At 37.6% G+C, this 22,857-nt stretch carries 28 protein-coding genes; 15 read left to right on the plus strand and 13 right to left on the minus strand.

The genetic code is table 11. The annotated features are described in order from the left end of the window. The first annotated feature begins 28 nt into the window (after positions 1-28). Positions 29-163 (plus strand): hypothetical protein, encoded by a 135-nt coding sequence (locus M3183_RS27105; RefSeq protein WP_285879564.1) that lies wholly within the window; start codon positions 29-31, stop codon positions 161-163. 135 nt (positions 164-298) lie between these two features. Here the strand turns inward: M3183_RS27105 and M3183_RS12395 are convergent, their stop codons facing one another. Then, positions 299-904 (minus strand): SCO family protein, encoded by a 606-nt coding sequence (locus M3183_RS12395; protein ID WP_311315370.1) that lies wholly within the window; start codon positions 902-904, stop codon positions 299-301. A gap of 499 nt (positions 905-1,403) precedes the next feature. On the opposite strand from M3183_RS12395, the gene M3183_RS12400 reads away from it, so the two are divergent. The 7 genes from M3183_RS12400 to narI all read left to right on the plus strand — a co-directional run bounded on the left by M3183_RS12400 (position 1,404) and on the right by narI (position 9,073). After that, a complete protein-coding gene (locus M3183_RS12400; RefSeq protein ID WP_251470061.1) occupies positions 1,404-1,829 on the plus strand; it encodes a hemerythrin domain-containing protein in 426 nt (141 codons plus the stop codon). Positions 1,830-1,867: 38 nt separating this feature from the next. Then, positions 1,868-2,179 (plus strand): hypothetical protein, encoded by a 312-nt coding sequence (locus M3183_RS12405; RefSeq protein WP_251470064.1) that lies wholly within the window; start codon positions 1,868-1,870, stop codon positions 2,177-2,179. Positions 2,180-2,214: 35 nt separating this feature from the next. After that, positions 2,215-2,511: a hypothetical protein gene (locus tag M3183_RS12410; RefSeq protein ID WP_251470065.1), complete on the plus strand. Its 297-nt coding sequence runs from the start codon at positions 2,215-2,217 to the stop codon at positions 2,509-2,511. Further along, a complete protein-coding gene (locus M3183_RS12415; RefSeq protein ID WP_251470067.1) occupies positions 2,492-6,172 on the plus strand; it encodes a nitrate reductase subunit alpha in 3,681 nt (1,226 codons plus the stop codon). The genes M3183_RS12410 and M3183_RS12415 overlap by 20 nt, the downstream gene beginning before the upstream one ends. After that, positions 6,162-7,664: a nitrate reductase subunit beta gene (gene narH / locus M3183_RS12420; protein WP_251470069.1), complete on the plus strand. Its 1,503-nt coding sequence runs from the start codon at positions 6,162-6,164 to the stop codon at positions 7,662-7,664. The genes M3183_RS12415 and narH overlap by 11 nt, the downstream gene beginning before the upstream one ends. Further along, positions 7,661-8,263 carry a nitrate reductase molybdenum cofactor assembly chaperone gene (narJ, locus tag M3183_RS12425; RefSeq protein WP_251470071.1) on the plus strand — a complete coding sequence of 201 codons (603 nt, stop codon included), beginning with the start codon at positions 7,661-7,663 and terminating at the stop codon, positions 8,261-8,263. Before narH ends, narJ begins: the two co-directional genes overlap by 4 nt. Positions 8,264-8,368: 105 nt before the next feature. Beyond that, on the plus strand, positions 8,369-9,073 hold the full coding sequence (gene narI, locus M3183_RS12430) for a respiratory nitrate reductase subunit gamma (RefSeq protein WP_251470073.1): 705 nt from the start codon (positions 8,369-8,371) through the stop codon (positions 9,071-9,073). A gap of 84 nt (positions 9,074-9,157) precedes the next feature. Here the strand turns inward: narI and M3183_RS12435 are convergent, their stop codons facing one another. Further along, entirely contained in the window at positions 9,158-9,295 is a 138-nt protein-coding gene (locus M3183_RS12435; protein ID WP_251470075.1) for a hypothetical protein, read from the minus strand. Between the two features lie 36 nt (positions 9,296-9,331). Between M3183_RS12435 and M3183_RS12440 the strand changes: the two genes are divergently transcribed. After that, complete coding sequence (locus M3183_RS12440; RefSeq protein WP_464513950.1) at positions 9,332-9,553, plus strand: cold-inducible protein YdjO-related protein; 222 nt, start codon at positions 9,332-9,334, stop codon at positions 9,551-9,553. 81 nt (positions 9,554-9,634) lie between these two features. Here the strand turns inward: M3183_RS12440 and M3183_RS12445 are convergent, their stop codons facing one another. The 6 genes from M3183_RS12445 to yhfH (M3183_RS12470) form a co-directional block, all read right to left on the minus strand. Continuing rightward, positions 9,635-9,805, minus strand: coding sequence for a hypothetical protein (locus M3183_RS12445; RefSeq protein ID WP_251470081.1), 171 nt, complete (start codon positions 9,803-9,805; stop codon positions 9,635-9,637). Positions 9,806-9,909: 104 nt separating this feature from the next. Continuing rightward, positions 9,910-10,044: a protein YhfH gene (gene yhfH, locus M3183_RS12450; RefSeq protein ID WP_251470082.1), complete on the minus strand. Its 135-nt coding sequence runs from the start codon at positions 10,042-10,044 to the stop codon at positions 9,910-9,912. A gap of 78 nt (positions 10,045-10,122) precedes the next feature. After that, complete coding sequence (yhfH, locus tag M3183_RS12455; protein ID WP_251470084.1) at positions 10,123-10,257, minus strand: protein YhfH; 135 nt, start codon at positions 10,255-10,257, stop codon at positions 10,123-10,125. Positions 10,258-10,335: 78 nt separating this feature from the next. Then, a complete protein-coding gene (gene yhfH, locus M3183_RS12460; protein WP_251470086.1) occupies positions 10,336-10,470 on the minus strand; it encodes a protein YhfH in 135 nt (44 codons plus the stop codon). Positions 10,471-10,548: 78 nt separating this feature from the next. Continuing rightward, a complete protein-coding gene (gene yhfH, locus M3183_RS12465; RefSeq protein WP_251470088.1) occupies positions 10,549-10,683 on the minus strand; it encodes a protein YhfH in 135 nt (44 codons plus the stop codon). A 76-nt stretch (positions 10,684-10,759) separates the two neighbouring features. Next, the gene (yhfH, locus tag M3183_RS12470; protein ID WP_251470090.1) at positions 10,760-10,894 is read right to left on the minus strand and encodes a protein YhfH; all 135 of its coding nucleotides are present in this window, start codon (positions 10,892-10,894) and stop codon (positions 10,760-10,762) included. Positions 10,895-11,165: 271 nt separating this feature from the next. Here yhfH (M3183_RS12470) and M3183_RS12475 point away from each other — a divergent pair, with 271 nt between their 5' ends. Together M3183_RS12475 and M3183_RS12480 are read left to right on the plus strand one after the other, a co-directional pair. Continuing rightward, positions 11,166-13,322, plus strand: a complete 2,157-nt coding sequence (locus M3183_RS12475; protein ID WP_251470093.1) for a PAS domain S-box protein — start codon at positions 11,166-11,168, stop codon at positions 13,320-13,322. A 20-nt stretch (positions 13,323-13,342) separates the two neighbouring features. After that, complete coding sequence (locus M3183_RS12480) at positions 13,343-13,588, plus strand: molybdopterin dinucleotide binding domain-containing protein (RefSeq protein WP_251470095.1); 246 nt, start codon at positions 13,343-13,345, stop codon at positions 13,586-13,588. Between the two features lie 57 nt (positions 13,589-13,645). Here M3183_RS12480 and M3183_RS12485 read toward each other — a convergent pair whose 3' ends face one another. From M3183_RS12485 to M3183_RS12495, 3 genes are all read right to left on the minus strand, one after another. After that, positions 13,646-14,947 (minus strand): MFS transporter, encoded by a 1,302-nt coding sequence (locus M3183_RS12485; protein WP_251470097.1) that lies wholly within the window; start codon positions 14,945-14,947, stop codon positions 13,646-13,648. A gap of 197 nt (positions 14,948-15,144) precedes the next feature. Continuing rightward, positions 15,145-16,647: a nitrate/nitrite transporter gene (locus tag M3183_RS12490; protein WP_251470099.1), complete on the minus strand. Its 1,503-nt coding sequence runs from the start codon at positions 16,645-16,647 to the stop codon at positions 15,145-15,147. A gap of 321 nt (positions 16,648-16,968) precedes the next feature. After that, positions 16,969-17,133, minus strand: coding sequence for a hypothetical protein (locus M3183_RS12495; protein ID WP_251470101.1), 165 nt, complete (start codon positions 17,131-17,133; stop codon positions 16,969-16,971). 801 nt (positions 17,134-17,934) lie between these two features. On the opposite strand from M3183_RS12495, the gene M3183_RS12500 reads away from it, so the two are divergent. Continuing rightward, positions 17,935-18,588 carry a potassium channel family protein gene (locus tag M3183_RS12500; RefSeq protein ID WP_251470104.1) on the plus strand — a complete coding sequence of 218 codons (654 nt, stop codon included), beginning with the start codon at positions 17,935-17,937 and terminating at the stop codon, positions 18,586-18,588. Between the two features lie 48 nt (positions 18,589-18,636). Then, positions 18,637-18,798 (plus strand): hypothetical protein, encoded by a 162-nt coding sequence (locus M3183_RS12505; RefSeq protein WP_251470106.1) that lies wholly within the window; start codon positions 18,637-18,639, stop codon positions 18,796-18,798. A gap of 26 nt (positions 18,799-18,824) precedes the next feature. Here the strand turns inward: M3183_RS12505 and M3183_RS12510 are convergent, their stop codons facing one another. Then, positions 18,825-19,004, minus strand: coding sequence for an H-type small acid-soluble spore protein (locus tag M3183_RS12510; protein WP_251470107.1), 180 nt, complete (start codon positions 19,002-19,004; stop codon positions 18,825-18,827). A 105-nt stretch (positions 19,005-19,109) separates the two neighbouring features. Further along, entirely contained in the window at positions 19,110-19,289 is a 180-nt protein-coding gene (locus M3183_RS12515) for a hypothetical protein (protein WP_251470109.1), read from the minus strand. A gap of 489 nt (positions 19,290-19,778) precedes the next feature. On the opposite strand from M3183_RS12515, the gene ltaS reads away from it, so the two are divergent. Further along, on the plus strand, positions 19,779-21,740 hold the full coding sequence (ltaS, locus tag M3183_RS12520; RefSeq protein WP_251470111.1) for a lipoteichoic acid synthase: 1,962 nt from the start codon (positions 19,779-19,781) through the stop codon (positions 21,738-21,740). A 106-nt stretch (positions 21,741-21,846) separates the two neighbouring features. Continuing rightward, positions 21,847-22,743, plus strand: coding sequence for a thermonuclease family protein (locus M3183_RS12525; RefSeq protein WP_251470113.1), 897 nt, complete (start codon positions 21,847-21,849; stop codon positions 22,741-22,743). Positions 22,744-22,857 lie beyond the last annotated feature (114 nt).

A 22,857-nucleotide genomic window follows, 5' to 3' on the forward strand; every position in this document is an offset into this window, starting at 1 on the left:
ATAGCAGGATTTGAAGAAGGTGAAGAGTGTGGCTAAAAAGCAGCTTACTGAACTTGTTAACAAATTAAAAGAAGCAGGAATAAAAGCAAGTTTAACGAAACCAAAATCTAATTACCATTTATCTTTACAACAGCTTAAAAATTATCCTTCATCTGTGAATTAATAAGAGAATAGGTATAAAAAGCGATTAATCCTAGTGACTAACCGCTTTTTTTATATTGTCCAGCTTCAGTACCTGGCCATTTTCAGCCTCGAATAAGTTGTGCTTGTTCTGAAGACGTTTACGCTTTCTTATTACTTAATCAATCTTATTTATTATTTTCTGGTAGACATCCTCTTGATTAAAATCTTTCCCCATTGGAAACTTGGCAACGAATTTATTGTCTTTATCTACTAAATAGGTAAAAGTTGTATGGATGAACTGTCCGTTGCCAGGGTCTTTATATTGAAATTGCAAGGCATTTGCAATTTTTTCGATGTTTTTCTGATCGTTTTTTATATCTTCCTTTTTACCTGTTAAAAACACCCAATGATCCTCATTTTCTATTCCAAACCCATCCATGTAGTTATTTAAAACCTTAGGTGTGTCACGATAGGGATCAATTGTGATGGTGATAAATTCTATGTCTTTTCCAAAAACTCCTTTTTGTTCAAGTTTTTGCTTTAAGCCAGCCATTTTTTGTGTAGTTGTCGGACATACGTTTGGGCAATGGGTATAAATAAATTCTACAAGTTTTAACTTGGTTTTATCTTTTCCAAACGTATATTGTTTACCATTTTGATTGATTAACGTTACATTAGACGGAATAGCGGCATTTGCATCACGAATTAGGAAGAATGAGATTCCAGCTGCGATTCCAATGAATATCGTTAAACCGCATATTAAATAGATCTTTTTCATCATGATACCTCCTCGTATATTAAGATAAAGAAGTTTATTGGAAAATGATATGGATAAATTGTGAACAAGGTTAACAATAGGTATTTTAATTTTTTAAATATCAGAATGGTTTAAATCCCGGAGTAACTATATTGCCGCCCAAACTAATTTTGAGCGGTTTAGAAAGAAATGAGCAAAATAGTGTAATTATTTGCTCTATTTCGATAACCTATTATTGGGAATGAATTCGAATGGGGGTAGATAATAAAGGCAGCTGGCGATTTAAATTTAATTGACGAGCAGGAGTCAATTGAGGTAGTGATAGAAAGAATTCAGCATCGAAAATTAACAAAGAAAAAAATTATCCAGCGGTTTTTTAGTTATATGGAGGATAGCCCATATTTTAAAGATAATTATCACTAAATTACGTTATTTGGTTTATGGAAACTGTTTGAGGGTAAGTCTTATGATAAAGCATACAAATATTACAACTACTTTAGTTGTAATAGAAAGGAGAATTAAAATGTCTGGACCAAGTTTAAAGAAAGTCGACGCTCATTCATCCATTCATGAGGCTGCATTAAATGAGGCAAAGGAATTAAGAAGTCTACTGCAAAGATGCCTTGAAGATGGAGAAAAAAATAAGGCAGTACAGGTTGCAGAAGTAATAATTGAACATTGGGAATCCAGGACCCTAAAACATGCAGAGGCTGAAGAAGAAGGGTTATATAAAGAATTGGCCGAAGAAAACCCAGGATTAGAAACTCTCGTTACCCAATTGACCCGTGACCATGATTTAATGCGTCGTATAGTAAAGAAAATAAAGATGGACTTAGAAATACAGAAAGTCAATAAGCAGATGATTACGTTATTGGATTGTCTTGTGATTATAGATGAAATACATAATGAAGATGAGATGAATAAACTTCTAGGAAATAACGAAACATAAAAAAGGCAAAAATAGGGAGTAATGGCAGGTGAAATAAAATGAGTGATAATCGTGAAATCGAGGGGAAATTATTAAGGTTTGCAGCACCGAAACTTTATAAAACAATGGTTGATACATTTTCAGCCCTCAACCTTCATCCACATGATGTTCAGGGAACTGTTTTAACGGACGAATCCGGCCTTGAAGTTCATTTGAAGTTTACTTCTGATTTCTCACAGTCTATTTCTACATATGTAAGTTTGGAACAGGCTGAAAACCCTGATGAAGAAGTAACTCGTTTTTTCGAGGAAGCAGCAGAGAAATGCAAAGCCCAATTAATATCAGACTATTATAAAATGATGAAACTATGACAATGGTAATAGGGTTATAAAGGAGTTGAGAAAGTTTGTTTTCATTCGAATCAGATACCATGCTGGTTGAAGACAGGGAAGACTTAATTGCCGTATTAAGGATGAGATTTGGAGATGTTTCTGGGGAGTTAATTGAGCAAATTTACCAGATCGATGATATGAATACCCTGCAGCGTCTAATATTAGCGGCGGCTAATTCGGCAAATTGGAATATTTTTATGAATGAATTTCAGTCGGCAGAAGATTCATTTCGTCTATTGGGGGAGGATTTTAACCCATTAGGAGATTTCCTGAAAGGAAGGGATACGATAAATGGAGAAGAAAAAGAATAATCTGCTTCATTCACTTCGGCACCTTGTCCGTGGTGAGAGGATTAACGATGGATGGACAGAGGAAAATCCCCGGCCGAGAGATTGGGAATCGGTATACCGAAACAGATGGGCTCATGATAAAGTAGTCCGTTCGACACACGGCGTAAATTGTACAGGATCTTGCAGCTGGAAGATTCATGTAAAGGACGGCATTATTACGTGGGAGACCCAGCAGACCGATTATCCATCAACAGGTGATAATTTCCCAGATTATGAGCCGCGCGGGTGTCCACGTGGTGCCAGCTTTTCCTGGTATACATACAGTCCTACAAGGGTAAAGCATCCATATGTTCGTGGTGATCTTTACGCATTATGGCAAGAAGAGCTTCAGAATGCAGGGAACCCGATTCAAGCATGGGAAAATATTGTTTCCGATCCTCAAAAACGAGAAAAGTATGTTTCCTCTAGAGGGAAAGGGGGCTTTGTCCGTGGAACATGGAAAGATATTTGTCAAATGATCGCGGCAGCTTCTATTTATACAATCAAAAAGTATGGACCTGACCGAATTGCCGGATTTAGTCCAATCCCGGCAATGTCGATGGTCAGTTATGCGGGAGGAACAAGATTTTTATCCTTAATCGGGGGAACCATTTTAAGTTTTTATGATTGGTATGCAGATCTACCGCCGGCCTCGCCGCAGGTTTGGGGGGATCAAACGGATGTGCCCGAGAGCGGAGATTGGTATAACTCCAAATATTTTATTATTTGGGGTACCAATATTCCACAGACTCGAACACCGGATGCACACTTTATGGTGGAATCCAGGTACAACGGTACAAAGGTCGTGGGCGTAAGTCCGGACTATGCTGAATATGATAAGTTTGCGGATATGTGGCTTCCTGCAAAAGCAGGAACAGACGGAGCGCTTGCAATGGCCATGACTCATGTCATCTTAAAGGAATTTTATGTTGATAAAAAGACACCCTACTTTGTTGAGTATGTTAAACAATATACAGATTTACCTTATCTTGTCATCCTGGATAAGAAAAAGGGGGCTTTCCGCTCTGACCGTTTCCTGAGGGCATCTGATTTTTCAGATGAACAAAAGCAAGGTGAATGGAAAACAGTTGTTTGGGATGAGAACTCAAAAGGTCTGGCAATCCCGAATGGGAGTCAAGGGTTCAGGTGGGACGGAAGCGGCCAATGGAATTTGGACTTGACTGCCGAAGATGGCTCTGAGATCAACCCTATGTTAAGTTTTCTGAATGAAAAAGATGATGTGGCAATGGTGGAATTTCCTTATTTTGCAGAAAAAGCCGGCGGGAAAATTTTCCGGGCCGTACCTGTAAAATACTTAAAAGATAAAGCGGGAAATGAATTAACGGTTACAACTGTATTCGATTTACTGTTAGCCCATACAGGGGTAGGCAGAGGATTAAACGGAGAATACCCAGCTGATTTTAATGATTCTGAAAAACCTTATACACCTGCATGGCAGGAAAGTATTACAGGTGTGAAAAAAGAACATGTTATTCAAGTTGCAAGGGAATTTGCTGAAAATGCTGCTTTGACCAAAGGAAAGTCCATGATTGCAATGGGCGGCGGCACAAACCACTGGTTCCATAGTGACCAAATTTATCGCGCAATTTTGAACCTTGTGTTATTGACAGGATCACAAGGAGTGAATGGCGGAGGCTGGGCACATTATGTTGGACAGGAAAAAGTCCGGCCGTTAGAAGGGTTTTCGCAAATTGCCTTTGCAAATGACTGGGTCAAAGCACCTCGGTTTATGAACGGGACCTCGTTTTTCTATTTTGTAACCGAGCAATTTCGGTATGAATATGATTTTGACGATTCACAAACCGATTGGGGAAGTCAATATGCGAAAATGCATCCTGCTGATTTTAATGCCTTATCAGCTCGACTCGGCTGGCTGCCCAGCTTTCCGCAAATGTCTCAGAATTCCCTGGATGTCTTGAAAGAAGCTCGTTCGAGGAATAATGACGATCAATCTGTTGTCGCAGATATTGCTAAACAATTGACAGAAGGAAAGCTGGATTTTGCGATTGAAAATCCAAATGATCCGAGAAATTTCCCGCGTGTATTTTTCAATTGGCGTTCGAATCTGCTCGGAGACAGCGGGAAGGGGCATGAGTATTTTGTAAAGCACTTAATCGGTGGAACCGACTCGGTGCTATCAGAGGCTGAAACCTCATGGCAGCCGGAGACGGTGAAGATTTCTGAAAAACCGCCTGAGGGTAAGACTGACTTATTTGTTAGTATGGATTTCCGAATGACAAGTTCTGGCCTATTCTCTGATATAATTTTGCCGGCAGCGACATGGTATGAAAAATATGATATCTCCAGCACGGATCTTCATCCATTTGTCCATCCGTTTAATGCAGCCATCAGTCCTCCATGGGAAACAAGAAGTGACTGGGATGCATTTAGGGAAATAGCGAAGACTTTTTCTGAACTGGCCAAGGATCATCTGCCTGCACAGGAGGATCTTGTAATGTCCCCGCTGGCGCATGACACGGTAAATGAGATTGCCCAGCCATTTGGGAAAGTTAAGGATTGGCGAAAAGGCGAAGTAGAAGGAATTCCAGGTAAAACAATGCCGAACTTCAATATCGTTCATCGTGATTATCCACATGTATATGATATGTGGATTACGGTCGGACCCAATATTAAAAAAGGCTACGGGACAAAAGGTGTACAAATTCCTGGAGATAAAGTGTATCAGCAATTACAAGACCGATTAGGACCTTCAAAGCATGAGGGAATTGGTAAAGGACAGCCTGATTTATATTCTGATAAAAAGGCAATCAATGCCATTCTCCTTATGTCAGGTGCAACAAATGGAAAACGGGCTGTTGAAGGCTGGAAGTCCATGGAAGAGAAGACAGGTAAAAAATTAGGACATATTTCAGAAGGAAGGGAAGAAGAGGATTATACATTAGATGCTTTAACAGTGCAGCCGCGGCAGGCAATTTCAACTCCAGTCTGGAGCGGGCTTGAAAATGATAACCGCCGATACTCGCCTTTTACAGTAAATAAGGAATTTCATATTCCATGGCATACACTTACTGGAAGGCAAAGTTTTTATCTGGATCATGAGGTAATGCTTGATTTTGGAGAGGGGCTCCCGATCTATATTCCGCCAATCAACAAAGGACCGTTTATTAAGTCTGAAAAAGAAGTAGAAAATGGTGGGAAATCAATTACCTTAAGGTACATGACGCCTCATCAGAAATGGGGGATTCATACGATGTTTACCGATACAACCAATATGGTTCAGCTGTTCCGCGGATGGCAGGTTGTATGGATGAACGAGAAAGATGCTGCTTCAATTGGAATTAAGGATAATGATTGGATTGAGGTTTATAACCGGAATGGAGTTGTTACAGCCAGGGCTGTACTTACGTACCGTATGCCGCCTGGTGCCGTTTATATGCATCATGCACAAGACCGGACAATGGGGGTTCCGGGAAATACGATAAATAAAGTCCGCGGAGGAACACATAACAGTGTAACGAGAATATATCCTAAAGCCACTCATATGATAGGCGGTTATTCTCAATTAAGCTATGGATTTAATTATTATGGGCCGACAGGCAGCCAACGTGACACATTAGCAATTATCCGGCCGATGAAGGAGGTTGATTGGCTTGAGAATTAAAGCACAAGTTGCCATGGTCATGCATCTTGATAAATGTATTGGCTGTCATACTTGCTCAGTAACCTGTAAGAATGTATGGACCAACCGGCCTGGTACGGAATACGTTTGGTTTAATAACGTTGAGACCCGCCCTGGTCCAGGATACCCGAAAGAATGGGAAAATACCGACCGTTATAAAGGCGGGTGGGTCCTGCGGAATGGACAGCTTCATTTAAGAGCAGGCGGTCCGCTGTCAAAGCTTGCCAATATATTTTATAATCCGAACATGGCCGATCTGGACGATTTTTATGAACCTTGGACATATGATTTTCAAAATCTCCATAAAAGGGGAAAAGGTGACAGCTTGCCTGTTGCCCGCCCTAAGTCGATGATTACAGGACAGTACATGGACAAACCAGAATGGGGACCTAACTGGGATGATGATCTTGCAGGCGGTAGTGAAACAGTGCCGATGGACCCGAATGTCCGTAAGCTGCAGGAGCACATTGCAATGGAATATGAAAAAACGTTCATGATGTATTTACCAAGAATATGTGAACATTGCTTGAATCCCTCTTGTGTTGCATCTTGCCCTTCCGGTGCTTTATACAAACGGGAAGAAGATGGGATTGTTCTTGTAGACCAGGATGCCTGCCGCGGCTGGCGTTTCTGTATGAATGGCTGTCCTTACCATAAGGTGTACTACAATTGGAATACCCATAAAGCGGAAAAATGCAATTTTTGCTATCCGCGCACGGAGGCGGGCCTGCCAACCATTTGTTCCGAAACCTGTGTTGGGCGAATCCGTTATATCGGAGTCGTTTTGTATGATGCTGACCGTGTAAAGGATGCAGCTTCAGTTAAAGACCCAAAAGAATTGTATGAGGCTCAGCTTTCCGTCTTTTTAGATCCCTTTGATCCTGAGGTTATTGAGAAAGCTGAAGAACAGGGAATAAATCATAGCTGGATCCAAAGCGCTCAAGAATCTCCAATTTATAAGATGGCGCTGAAATGGAAAATTGCACTGCCGCTTCACCCTGAATATCGGACATTACCGATGGTATGGTATGTACCGCCGCTTAGTCCGATTATGAATCATATTACAAATGAACATGAATTAAGTGCAGACGGTTATATTCCTGCTGTCGATCAAATGAGGATTCCAATGGAGTATTTAGCTTCCATTTTAGCAGCAGATGATACAAAAGTCATTCGCAGGGTCTTATTAAAAATGGCAGCAATGCGCGTTCATATGCGATCAAAAACCGTGGGTGGTTTTGACGAAATGAAATTAAATAAATTGATTAAGGAAGCAGAGACCTCAGCAGAGGAACTCGAGGATATGGCACGGCTTCTCGGTGTAGCGAAATATAATGAACGTTTTGTGATCCCAACCGGCCGTCGTGAAATGAAGGAAGATTTACATTATAAGCAGGGTGCTTGCAGCATTGAAGATTTGGCACCACCAGAGGGAATGGCGACTTATCCGTTTGAAAGAAGTGATGCACAATGAGTGATGAGGAAAAAATTATTTTGATTGTGCTGTCCCGGATTTTGGATTATCCAGACAATCGAATGAATGAGGAACGTTCATTAGTAGAACAAAGTATCCGTGAATCAATTTCATCTGAAGAGAAAAAAGAGCACATTTTAAAAAGTATTAATCCTCTTTACGAACTAAAAATCGAAGAGCTGCAAGAAATTTATGTGGCGGCTTTTGACTATAAGGATACGGCTAATTTATATTTAACCGCACATGAGCTGGGGGACAGTAAAAAGCGCGGAGCAGCCCTGATTAAACTGCAAAAGCTGATTGTCGAGAGTGGTTTTGAATATGAAGGGAAGGAATTGGCCGATTATATTCCGATGTTACTGGAGCTATTGGCATTCGCGCCGGAACTGGAAAGTATAGCCCTTCTTTCAAGGAGGCTTGCTTATGCCATTCATCGGATTCATAATGGGCTTCCAGAAAACAGCCCATACTATCATGCCGTTGGGCTCTTAACCACTTATGTCTTCGAGGCACCGTGCAAGGAAGAAATCACTTTACTGGAATATCAGCGGGAGCAGGCAGACCAAGATGAGCTTCCATATCCATTGATGTATCAGTAAAGATGATTGGCAGCTGCCGATTTATAGATTAAGAAAGAAATGCAGGAATAGGGGAAGTTGAAGCTAGGCTGGCAGATCATTTCATGAAGGAGGCTGGAGTTAGATTTGGAGGAACTTTTTTGGTGGATTATTTTCCCTTATATTTGTGGTACGGTTTTAATTGTGGCGACCTTTTACCGCTTTGTTTTTCGTGGTAAAAGCTGGACAGCTCCATCGACAGAGATATTTAGCAGGAAGTGGCTGCGTATAGCTTCTGTTGTGTTCCATTATGGGATTATCTTTGCCTTTATTGGACATGTGATGGGGATGCTTATTCCAAAGGGATTTTATGATTCAATAGGAGTTGATGAGCATACTTATCATGTCTTTGCGATTGCAGGCGGCGGTGTTGCTGGATTGATGGTTGTATTTGGATTGGTTGTCATGTTAATTCGGAAATTCTCATTGCCAAGGGTCCGCACCCATACCTCATTTGGGGATTATTTTACAATTGTCCTATTGCTATTAGTTGCAGGGATGGGAACCTATATGACACTCATTTATAATACAACAGTGGTTTCTTATGAATATCGGGTTTCAATTGGGCCTTGGTTTAGAAGTTTATTTACTTTTAATCCGCTATCTGAGCTGATGCTGGGGGTGCCAACCCTATTTAAAGTTCATGTCATTCTTGCCTTTTTATTGTTTGCGGCAATCCCGTTTACAAGACTTGTTCACATGTTTAGTTTTCCGCTTAGATATCCAACCAGGGCACCGCAGCAGTACCGCTCAAGGGACAGATATAACAAGAATCGAGATAATACTCAATAAATTGTAACTTCGATAGTATTTGTATTTGCTTAAACTCAGCTATATGGTTAATATACGGTATTATAATAGGGAGGAATTTCCTCCCTATTTCTTCTTTTGCTCATAATATTGTGCTAAAACCTGCTTGATTTCATTGTAGCTGAGCCCGGACTCACTATTTAATCTCTTAACTTCATCAATATTAGTCCCGACAATTGCATATTGGATTTTATTTGAAGACATAGCTTTTACCTCCTAATTTGAAAAATAAAACATATATTGGTTGGACATACTAAGAAAAAGGAGGCGGTACCCATTTTTTACGGTAGAAAAGCAAAAGAAGAAGAAATGGAAACAGTTCTGGAAGATACCGAAGTTTTCGCTTGTATTGTTGATTCTTGTATAGGCTGGATGAGAAAGGATTTTGCAGCAGATGACTTACTTTGCCCAATGTGCGGCAGTGAAATGATGCCAGAAATTCGTGTTCTGCCAAAAATTTAATGGAAGTCAAAAGACTGTCGTAACGATTGACCAGACAGTCTTTTATGTTTTTCAAAATGTTTTAATTCCTTATAAAATTCCTTATAAATTTTCATTTTGCTGGCGAATTTCATCACCTGTAATAATGATATTAGCCTCTTCAAGGTATTTATGTTCATCCACTGAATCGCCAGGGATATTCTTGGAACCTGTATTAATTGACATTTGCTGCTTTTCAGGAGCAGTTGTAAGATAATCCTCCTTGTTTGCCACATAAATCATCTCCTTATGTAAAGGTTTTACCGGCAAGGAATCGTTTATGCCTGCCTATTCCTTCCCTAATGAAAAAAAATCTCCAGTTTTTCTGGAGATTTTGGTTACTCGTCTTTTTTGGATAAACAATGATCACATTCCAAAATGTAGCATTCAGCCTGCTCTTCCATTTGCTGACCACATTCAGGGCATTGTTTCTTTGGAAGGCTACGGAAAAATTCAACAGGACTCATTAACATAATTAAAAACCTCTCCTTTAATAATACAGTTCAAGTATTATGGTTTTGTTATAAAACAGGTAATGCGAAAAAATATCTTTAATCTACTTTTTTGGAAAGACAATGATCACATTCCATGATGTAACATTCAGCTTGCTCTTCAATGGGCTGACCGCATTCAGGGCACTCTTTCTTTGGAAGGCTACGGAAAAATTCAACAGGACTCATTAACATAATTAAAAACCTCCCCTTTAATAATACAGTTCAAGTATTTTAGTTTTGTTATAAAACAGATAATGCAAAAAAATATCTTTAATCTACTTTTTTGGAAAGACAATGATCACATTCCATGATGTAACATTCAGCTTGCTCTTCGATGGGCTGACCGCATTCAGGGCACTCTTTCTTTGGAAGATTGCGGAAAAATTCAACAGGACTTATTAACATTTTTAATCCCCTCCACTTTAATAGTACAATTTATGATTTGCACTCTTGTTATAATACAGTTTTTGTAAAAAAATCTAATTATTCATCTCTTTTGGATAAACAATGATCACACTCCATGATGTAGCACTCAGCTTGCTCTTCGATGGGCTGACCGCATTCAGGGCACTCCTTCTTTGGAAGATTGCGAAAAAATTCAACAGGACTCATTAACATTGTAATCCCCTCACTTTATCGGTACAATTTATGATTTGCACTCTTGTTATAATACAGTTTTTGTAAAAAAATCTAATTATTCTTCTTTTTTTGATAAACAACGATCACATTCCATGATGTAGCACTCAGCTTGTTCTTCCATGTGCTGACCACATTCAGGACATTCCTTTTTAGGAAGATTGCGAAAAAATTCAACAGGACTCATTAACATTTCGAACCGCTCCTTTATTAATACAGATATTTTATATAACCTTTGTTATAGTACAGTATAAACTAAAAAAAATAAAATGTGTAGGACTTTTTTAAAAAATTTTCAGTTTTTTTGAAAATAATGCAATTGTCCTAAATACCTATTTTTTAGTTAAAGTACGGCAAAGATAATAGTGCGAATAAACATTTATACAATTCAACACTTCCATAAAAGAATTCTTTCCATTAAAATCGTAGTAGAAAAGGAATATGTCTGGGGGAGATACAGGTTAATGGATACCATTTTTGATTCATTTCATCCATTTTTCTTCATTATCGCAATTGGTTTGACGATAATGGCTTCATATACAGCGTTAGATATGTATATATTAATTAGAACTTCTGAACAAAACAAAAGACTATTATTTTTGAGTGCAGCTTTATCTATGGGGATTGGTATTTGGGTTACGAATTTTATGGGTTTCATTGCGACAGATGCAGTACTGTTTGCCAATTATCATATTTCCTTAATGTTCTTGTCTATTTTAATAGGCATTGCTTTTTCAGGAATGGCCTTTATACCTTTTTATGGAAGGGTTGTTCACTTTTATCATTTAGTTATTGGCAGTCTGTTTTTAACCATGGCCGTGATTTCTATCCATATAATTGGAATCTATGCAATGAATGTAACGGTTCACTATAATGTTCCATTATTTTTGTTTTCAAGTGTATTGATTTTTGCTTCATTTTTGTTTTCTTTGTGGATTCTATATTCATCAAGCCTTTCAAAAGAAAATCAAGCCTGGCTAAAGCCGGCCAGTGCTTTGATCATGTCCGGTGCAATTGCCGAAGGACATATTTTGTTAAAAAAAGCAATGGTAATGGTTACTACGAATCAAGGAGCAGGCGGGACGTTATCGGAAAGCCCTTTTTTTATTTATTTAGTATTAATAGTGTCAGTTTTAATTATGGGCGGACTTTTAGTATCAAGTACATTAATAAGTAAGCAATTGGCGGCATCAGATACAAACTTAAAAGATATCAAAGCTGCTCTTGATGCATCGAGTATTGTTGCTATTACGGACCGGCATGGGATTATTCAATATGTTAATGATAAATTTGAAGAAATCTCAAAATATAAAAAGGAAGAAATTATTGGTAAGACACACCGGATATTAAATTCAGGTCATCACCCTAAAGAATTTTTTGAAAACCTCTGGCAGACAATACAAGCAGGAAAGATTTGGCGGGGGGAAATTCGAAATAAGGCAAAGGACGGAGTAATGTATTGGGTGGATACGACTATTGTTCCATTTTTAAATAAAAAGGGAAAACCCGTTCAATATATTGCGATTCGTTCAGATATAACGCAGCGGAAAAATGCAGAAAAAAATTTGATTGAGTCCACAAAGGAAATAAAGGATATTACCTTTGCACTCAATCAGGCTTCAATTGTAGCCATTACTGATGAGAAGGGCAGGATTACTTCCGTTAATGAGAAGTTCTGTGAAATCTCTAAGTACACTGAAGAAGAACTTTTAGGGAAAGACCATCGAATTTTGAATTCAGGCTATCATTCAAAGGAGTTTTTTAAGGATCTTTGGCGGACGATTGGGCAGGGAAATGTGTGGCATGGTGAAATTTGTAACCGGGCGAAAGATCATTCCATCTATTGGGTGGATACAACGATTGTTCCGTTTTTTAATTCGAAGGGAAAACCTTATCAATATCTCTCTATTCGTACAGATATAACCGAAAGGAAGAAAACCGAAGAGGTTCTTCACCGCCAGGATAAACTCGCAGCAGTAGGACAATTAGCTGCAGGAGTGGCACACGAAATCCGTAACCCTCTGACATCGATGAAGGGGTATACAGAATTTCTGCGATTAGATGAAAAGGACCCTGAACGCTTGGAATTTTTAAATATTATTCTAGATGAGATTGAACGCGTGAATAATATTGTCGAAGATTTTATGGTGCTGGCAAAACCAAAAGCAGTGGAGCTCGAAGAAAAGAATATTGTTCCAGTCATTAAAAATGTTGTCTCCCTGCTCGGTTTTGAAGCAAGGAAAAAGAATGTCAGACTGCACTTTGACTGCAGCCAGGAAGTCATCCAAATTGAATGTGATGAAAATCGTTTAAAACAAGTTTTTTTGAATTTTATTAAAAATGGAATGGAAGCAATGCCAAATGGCGGAGACCTCTATGTTAAAACGATGTTCCATGACAATAACGTACAAATTTCGATTCAGGATTCCGGCATCGGTATCCCTAAGGAGAAATTAAAGAAATTAGGAGAACCGTTTTTTACAACAAAAAAACAAGGGAACGGATTAGGTTTAATGATGAGCTTTAAAATAATTGAAAGCCATAATGGCAAGGTATTTGTTGAAAGTGAATTAAATAAAGGAACAACCTTTAATATCCTATTACCAGCAAAAACCGCTTAAAAACGAGACAAATATTCGGGATGAGGCATACCAATTTAGATGCGCATAAGTTAGGGATTGTGGATGGGGAAGTTGTTCAGGTCCGATCCCGCAGGGGAGATCTAAAGGTCAAAGCCAAGTTAACGGAACAGGTTTTGCCAGGTCTAGTGTTTATGAGCTTCCATTGGCATGAAACTCCGACCAATGTATTAACCTTAAATGAATATGACCCGATTTCCGGAACGGCAGAATATAAAGCATGTGCTGTTGCTATCGAACGGGTTTGAATAAAAATGAAAAGACGCAGTTTCGACGGCTGCGTCTTTTTCTAGCTAACCCCCGGATTAGCCGGCTTGTTTGGCAATGACTTTGGCCGCAGTTGATTTTCTTTGATAATAGTACCAGTTTAAAGTAAAGGAAATGATATAAAAACCAATAAAGAAGTAGAATGCTGTAACATAAGATCCGGTAGCCTTAATAGACCAGCCAAAAAGCTTCGGAATTAAGAATGAGCCGTAAGCAGCAAATGCCGCGGTAAAGCCGATAACCGGCGCCGCTTCTTTTGGGACAAAAATGTTCGGAATCATTTGGAATGTCGAACCAGATCCAATTCCTGATGCCAAGAATAAAATTAAGAATGAAACTAAGAAGCCGGCAAATTGTTTTGCATTTAAGGAATAGATAACCCCTAGAGTACCAATAGACATGATCACAAATACATACGCTGTTACCCTCGCACCGCCAAACTTATCAGAAATCCACCCGCCGACTGGCCTAGCTCCTGCAGCAACTAATGCTCCCAAGAAGGCAAGCTGAATATATTCAGGGAATTGTGATTTTAAAAGCAGCGGGAATGCTGCTGAATAACCGATAAATGAGCCGAATGTACCGATATAAAGAATGGTCATAATCCAAGTATGTTTTCGTTTCACAATAACAAATTGATCTGCAGCCGACTGTTTTGCACCTGGTACATTATCCATTTTGAATAAGGCCAGAAGGGAAACAATAACAATTGGAATCACCCAAACAAAAGCAGCGTTTTGAATCCAGATTTCTTTTCCGTTTGATAAAGTTTGACTTCCACCGACAAAAGCAAATGTACCTGAAGTGATAACCAATGGTGTTATAAATTGAACAACTGAAACCCCCATATTACCTAATCCGCCATTAATTCCAAGTGCAGTACCTTTTTCTTTCTTTGGAAAGAAAAAACTGATATTGGCACTGGAGGAAGAGAAATTTCCTCCGCCCAAGCCGCAAAGCGCTGCTAATATAAGCATTACCGTAAACGGAGTTTCAGGTTTTTGGACGGCAAAGCCAATTCCAATAGCGGGTATTGCTAAAACTGCAGTTGAGATGACAGTCCAGGTTTTCCCGCCCATTGTGCCGGCAGCAAAAGTATATACAAACCGAAGTGTTGCCCCAACAAGCCCTGGAATAGCAGCAAGTGTAAATAGCTGTTCTTCGGTATAGTGAAAGCCAATATCATTAAGTCTAATGGCGACCACCGACCAAATTTGCCAAACAATAAAGGCAAGCATTAATGATGGGACGGAGATCCATAAATTTCTTGCAGCATGTTTTTTTCCTTCAGCCTTCCAGAACCTTTCATCCTCTGGATTCCAATACGTAATCCGCGCCATTTTTTCTCCTCCAATATTTAAGGTTTAAATTTTATTATAATTAAAGTTAACGATGCTAATATAAACCAGATGGTCAACTTAAAATTGTGATGAACGTCACAAAATTGGTGAAGGATATGTGAACAAACGCCGTTTGACGTAAAGTTGTCAAAATTAAAAGAGATCCTCACGAATGAAGATCTCTTTGACAAATTAGATTACAATTTTGGTTTATCATTTTCTGCTTTAAACATTCCAACGTAACTCTTTGTTTCCCCTGCATCATCTTTAATGGCAGTTATAGTCAGCCATTCTTTATAAATTTCATTATTTTTTTGTTTGTTCCAAATGGTGCCTTCCCAAAATCCTTCTTTCTTTAAGCGGGCCCACATTTCTTCGTAAAATTTGTTATCATGTTCTCCAGATTGAAGAACACTAGGGGTTTTGCCAATCACATCCTCTTCTGAATAACCAGTGATTTTTGTGAATGCTGGGTTTATTTTTTGAATAATGCCATTCGGGTCTGTGAGCATGATACCTTCTGGTGCATGATTTACGATTTTGGATGAAATTTCAAGCTTATCGAGATAGTAAAGCCAAACAACCAAAACTAAAGTGGCTAATGAAAACTCAGAAAGAGACATAAATCCAATGGCATAATGTCCGGTCCAATTAAATAGGATTGTTAAGATAATCGGAGGGAAGAAACCTCCCAATCCGCCCATTGCAGAAACAACCCCGTTGACAATACCGGCTTGGTGTGAAAAATATAATGGCACAAGCTTGAAAACAGCACCATTGCCAATTCCAGCAAAGAAAGCTACTAACAAACAGCCAAATGAGTAAATTGGCAGTGATGGAGTAAACGACAGCAGAAATCCTGCAAATGTCAAACTAAAAAAAACGGCCATTAAAATTAAAAATGGATTAATTTTGTCACCGAGCCATCCGCCCACAGGTCTAAAAATTGTCGCCAAGGCAATAAAACCTGCTGTGCGAAGGCCGGCATCAACTTTGCTTAAATCAAAATGATTCACTAAAAAGGAAGGTAAATAAATGGTAAAAGCAACAAAAGAACCAAAGGTAATAAAATAACATAAACTTAGGAACCAAAGTTTAGGATTCCGATAAACTTGTTTAAGGCTTAAAATAAAAGAATTGTTTACCTTTTGTTCCTTTCGATCACCGAAAATAAAATTGATAACCGAAAAAACTAAAACAATTATTAAAAAAATTTGAACAGTTATTCTCCATCCATACATATTTGCTAATACAGGAGCAGAGAAAGATGTAATGGCTGTTCCGATATTTCCGGCGCCATAAATACCATTAACAAACCCATGTTTTTCTTTTGGATAATACTTAGGCAGCGAGGTTACACCAATTGAAAAGACAGCACCGCCTATTCCTAGCATAAAACCCCCTAATATAAGCATAAAAAACGAATTTGCAAAACTGATAATCGCAATAGGTATTAGTAATAGAATAAAACTAATAACAAATAATATCCTTGCCCCGTAACGATTAGCCCAAAATCCAATAGGTACTCTAAGCAGGGAACCGAGGATGACAGGCACTGCTGTTGCCCAAGATATTTGTGTTTCTGAAAGATGAATGTCTTCTTTAATATAGGTCATTAGTGATGAAATAATGACCCATACCATAAATCCTACTACAAGGCTTGTCGTCTGAACGATGAGCTGTCTAGATCCTTGTTTCATTATAATCCCCCTTCGTTCTCATTGAAAATTTCCAATATTTACACATTATTTTAAAGAAACTTTAGCTAAATGGGAAATTTTCTCTGTGTATTATAGAATAAGTTTCAGTAATAAACTGTGAGGTACGGCACATATAAAAGTAATTTTAATGTTTATTATTATTATTCTCCTATAAAGTATGTAATTAATAATTAAACAAGTCATTGGAAAAGGTAAAAGATAAAGCCTAAATGCCTCGACCAAATAAGAATTGATCTTATGCATTCTAAAAAAAGTGAATCTTGATCCGCCTAAAAATACTTGTTAGTGGTTTTGCCATCATCATTTTAATCGGTACATTGTAATGACACTGCTAATTTCAACAATGGATGGTGATCGTTTGTCATTTTTAAATGCTCTATTTGAAGCCGCATCGTAACGTGAGTTACCGAGCCGGCGGTTGTCAATACAGGAAACACATTTACCTGCTTTGTGCAAAGTTATCATTTTATCGTTAACCCAAATTGACGGAATAGGATTTATGAGAGCAGCAGCGCTTTTTACTTGGGAAATGAATTTCTTTAAAAGAAAGTATTCTACTGACCGAATCATTAAATAACGTGTCCATTACGCAGTAGTCAGGCTTGCTAAACGAATTTTAATCTTTACTGCAGTTATTAAAGGTATAGGTACTATATTATAATCGATAAGATTTTCTTTTGAATGCAGATTGAACAAGCAATATATTTTGGAATATTTCACTCTATTTCTAATTTGAATCACGCAGGATTTGAAATATGGGGGGGGTCCTATTTAGCATAACACTATTATTAATCATTTTTCTAATATTTATTGGTGCTTCTCCTGGCCCTGCAGGGGGGGAAATACAACCCTAGACATTTAATTTTTACATTAAGCGAAGCCATGTAGTTACAAATTAGTAGTAAGGAAGATGTGATATCTTATCGTCAAAGAATGGCCCATGAAACAATTTATAAAGCTTTGACAGTTATCTTAAATGGTTAAATTAGTTACGATTATATTGCATATTTTAACGAATAAGGAGCATTGAAAGGATTTCTTGTTGTCTAATTTGAGGCAGAGTCAGCCTTTACAACACTCGGACTTTCTATGGGGTTAACTCTAGAACGATCTTCTATTGGGAAGGGATTTATATTTACCATGTTTGCCGGAAGGGTTGGTCCCATAACGATCGCATATGGGGAACCATTTGGAAAATACTGCTGCTTTCCAATATACAAAAGGAAAAATCATAATAGGGTAGTACAAATCAAGGAGGAAACTTAAGTGGCCAATCAATTTGCGGTTATTGGTTTAGGAAGATTTGGATTGAATCTCGCGCAAAAATTATTTGAATCTGGCCAGGATGTGCTGGGGCTGGATGTAAATGAAGAAAGAGTGGAAGAGGCACAAGGATATGTTACACATGCTTTAATAGCTGATTCAACAGATGAAGAAGCGATGAAATCTGTTGGGATTCGTAACTTTGATACTGTTATTGTTGCAATTGGAAACGATATTCAAGCCAGTATCTTAAGTGTATTACTTTTAAAAGAATTGGGAGTCCAAAAGGTAATCGCTAAGGCCATAAATAAACTTCATGGGAAAGTTCTTGATAAAGTTGGTGCCGATTGGGTGGTGTTTCCGGAAAAAGATATGGGATTACGTGTAGCCCATCAGCTTCTATCCCCAAATGTTTTAAATTTTATTGAATTATCGAATGATTATAGTATAGAAGAAGTGAAGATTCCTGAAAAAATGATTGATAAAACCTTAAGGGAAATCGATTTTAGAGCAAAATTTAACATCAGTGTCATTGCTATTCGCCATAATCATGATATTTTTATTTCTCCTTCACCAGATAAACTTCTGGATGAAGGTGATGTGCTTGTAGTAATTGGGAAAAATCGAGATCTTGAGCGCTTTGCTAAATTACATTAAATAAATTTAATTATAGTTGGACAACCTTATAAGAAAGGAGGGATAATCATGCCAAGAGGAAAAGAACTGGAACAATTGCCTATGTCTCATATATTGCCAGGTGCAGGGGAAGACCCGGATACATACAATAGGAAAGTTCTTGGCTCAATTGTCCAGAATGTGCAGCCGGAGCCAGGTGAGATTGATAAGGAAAATGAAGACATGGTATAGGCAGGAAATACTCCTGCCTTTACTATTTATTGCTCCATCAGTTCATTAATTTCTACAATAGTTCTTTCTTCAAGCGGTCCGCGTAAATGTACGGTTGCCGTTTGGCCGTCTTCATTTAATTTATCTATCCAAACAGAGGCACCATTGTATTTGACCTCGATATCGGCAGAAGACGATAAGATTTGTTTTAGTCTATTCGTGTCCATTATTCAATCACCCCTTAAGAAAATAATTACTTTATTCTGTGTAAATTAGGTTTTTTCTATACGCATTTATAATTTGCAACCGCTTTCTTCTATTATATTAGCACACTAAGGAAATTCTATATGGTTGCCATTGACTGTCCCAGATTCGTCAATAATGGTAAGGCTGTCCAAATATTGGTCTAGTTCGATTTGCAATTCTTCCGGTGCACCTGGTTTTAAATGCCAGTTCCCAGGTTCATCAACGAAATAGGGACTTTTTGTGAAGTCTGGCTTAATTCGCGGCATTCCAATCACCTCTTATCTTTAAATTAGATTGTATATATGGTTGCCGTCAAAATTATTTTTATACTGTTCGAATGGAAAGATAAGGCTAAAATCATATTGCATAGTTTATGCTCTCGATATATGATAATTAGAAATGATTTTAAGCTCACATAAATAATGCTCAATAAAAAGCAAATTTTTTCAAAGAACAAATAAAAAAGTGAAACCAAATATAGTTAACTACCGTCCTATATAATTGAGACCTAAAAATAGTCATGTCCAACAATGAACAAACATAAAAATGAAATGGATACGAGTTAACAGAAACAGGTCCAAGCTTTGATCAATCTATGGCGTGTGTCGAAACCTCATGAAAAATGCAGAAAAATTTAACGACAAAATTAAGAATAATTGGCATGAATTATGTTTTTCATTTAAAAGAAAATATGGTATAGTAATGAGGTTCGTTTACCGAAGCGTAATTTGGTAAGTGAGGGGAGAAGTTTTAAAATGAATAAATTAAGACTATCTGAAAAATTTAACAATAGTCATCTTACATTCTTTACAATTGCTGTTGTATTATTCTGGATTAAAACATACGCAGCATATCAAATTGAATTTAATCTTGGAATTGATAATAGCCTTCAAAAATTTTTATTGTTTCTTAACCCATTGAGCTCAGCTCTTTTCTTTTTTGGGCTGGCAATGTTATTTAAGAAGCGAATGAAACTGGTTTTGATTATTACAAACTTTGTTTTATCATTCTGGCTGTATGCAAATATTGCTTATTATCGCTTCTTTAATGATTTTATTACAGTCCCTGTTTTAATGCAGACTAAAACAAATGCCGGACAATTAGGTGATAGTGCACTGTCTTTAATGTCACCTTGGGACATTTTTTATTTTACAGATTTTTTTATTTTAATTGCGTTAGCTTTGACTGTATTTAAAAACATTACGGTAACGAACAGAAAATCCTTTAAAATTGTTCTGTTATTTTCAATTACAACGTTTTTATTTAACCTTGGATTAGCGGAAAAGGATCGTCCACAATTATTGACTCGTTCCTTTGACCGTAACTATCTAGTGAAATATCTTGGTGCATATAATTTTACAATATATGATGTCATTCAAAATGTTAAATCATCCAGTCAGCGTGCCTTAGCAGATTCAAGTGACATTACTGATGTGGAGAACTATCGAAAAGCCAACTATGCTGAACCAAATCCAAAATATTTTGGTAAGGCAAAAGGGATGAATGTCATTTACGTATCTATGGAGTCTCTGCAGAGCTTCATGATTGATTATAAGATGCCTGATGGTCAGGAAGTTACTCCATTTTTAAATTCATTAACACATGATAAGAATACATTCTATTATAAGAATTTTTACCATCAAACTGGTCAGGGGAAAACTTCTGATGCGGAGTTTTTAATGGAGAATTCATTGTATCCGATGTCTCAAGGGGCTGTTTTTGTGAATAAAGCACAAAACACCTATCAAGCCATGCCTGCAATTTTAAAAGGGCAAGGATATGCTTCTGCTGTATTTCATGGTAACTATAAGACATTCTGGAATAGAAATGTGATTTATAAAGCATTTGGATATGATCAGTTTTTTGATGCTGAATACTATAACATGACAGAAGAAAATACGAAAAACTACGGCTTAAAGGATAAACCTTTCTTTAAAGAGTCAATGCCAATGTTAACAAGCTTAAAGCAGCCGTTCTATACGAAGTTTATTACATTATCCAACCATTTCCCATTTGCAATGGATTCTGGTGATACAAATTTCCCTGCAGGGGATTATGGTGATACGGTAGTAAACCAATATTTCCAATCTGCCCATTACATGGACCAGGCGTTGGAACAATTCTTTAATGATTTGAAGGCTTCCGGATTATATGATCATACCATTGTAGTATTGTACGGTGATCATTATGGTATTTCGGAAAACCATAATGATGCTATGGCAAAAGTACTTGGTGTTGATGAAATTACACCAGTTATAAATGCAAAATTACAGCGTGTACCATTATTTATCCATGTTCCTGGAGTTAAAGGTGGAATTCAGTCTGAAGTAGGCGGAGAAGTTGACGTTCGCCCAACAATCCTTCATTTGCTGGGAATTGACACAAAAGACTATATGGAATTTGGATCAGACTTATTATCTAAAAATCACCGCAGCTGGGCATTGTTCCGAAATGGTGACTTTATATCATCCGATGTTATTCAAGTAAAAGGTAAGTGTTATTCTGCTGAAACAGAAGAACTATTAGAAAACGCTGATGCTTGTAAAGATATATCGGATAATGTAAATACTGAATTACAAATGTCTGATGAAGTGGTATATAAAGATCTTCTTCGTTTTTATAAACCAGAAGGATTTACACCAATAAATCCGAATGATTATGATTATTTAGGACCAAATTCAAAAAAAGACACAAAAACAACTGAAAACGAGCAATAGGTCAAGAGAGAGGAATTCTTCTCTCTTTTTTTGTCCAGCTTAACAAAGGACTGATTATTTTTGATAAAATAGTTGATATATCATTAATTTACAAGAAGGTTAACCTATGCAAAAGATGTTAAAACAGCCACTTTTCATTTTAATTATAGTCTTATCGTTTATTTTATCTGCCTGCACGGGGAATGGGGAAGTTCAGCATAGTGCTAATACGGAAAAAGGATCTAAGGCAGCACCAGCTGCTGCTCAGCCAAAGGCAGAAGAGGCTCAACAAACAACAACAATAAATGAAGCCGATAATGTTCAGACAAGTAATAAAAGGTTACTTCCAGGTGTAATCGTGAAAAATATTGATGGAGATACCGTTGAAATAAAAATGGATAATCGGGTGGAAAAAATCAGAATGCTTTGTATTGATACCCCGGAAACACATCATCCAAGGCTTGGTGTTCAACCTTTTGGACCAGAAGCATCTGAATACACAAAAAAAATACTACCAGTTGGTAAAAAGGTAGAAATTGAAACGGGAATTGGAGATGGCCGTGATAAATATGGTCGTTTGCTTGCCTATATCTACGTTGATGGAAAAATGTTTAACGAAATGTTGTTAGAAAAAGGACTTGCCCGTGTTGCCTATATTTATGCGCCGAATACAAAATATGTAGATGAATTCTACTCCATTCAAAAGAAAGCACAGAAAAAGGGTACAGGAATATGGTCAATTGAAAATTATGTACAGGAAGATGGTTATCATGCTTCAGAAGCAAAGAATAATCAACAAACAAAGGGCCATTCAACTAATAATAAAGGGAACACATTTCAAAATAACCCTAATGACGATCAAGAATCAAATGTAGAATGTAAAGGGAAAATTAAAGGAAATGCAAATTCTCATATCTACCATGTACCAAGCGGGGACTATTATGATTCCACAAAGGATAATATCATATGGTTTTGCACTGAAAAAGAAGCACAAGATGCAGGTTATAGGAAATCAAAGAGATAAATAGTAATGAAGAGAGGCTGGGAGGAGTTCCAGCCTCTCCTTTTTAGATGAACCGGAATTGCGAGGAACACAACCCCGGTAAATAGGAGGAATAGTAGTTTAGACATTTCCTAA

The organism is Neobacillus mesonae (assembly GCF_023715155.1).
In the GTDB taxonomy this organism is placed as follows: Bacteria; Bacillota; Bacilli; order Bacillales; family Cytobacillaceae; genus Neobacillus; species Neobacillus mesonae_A.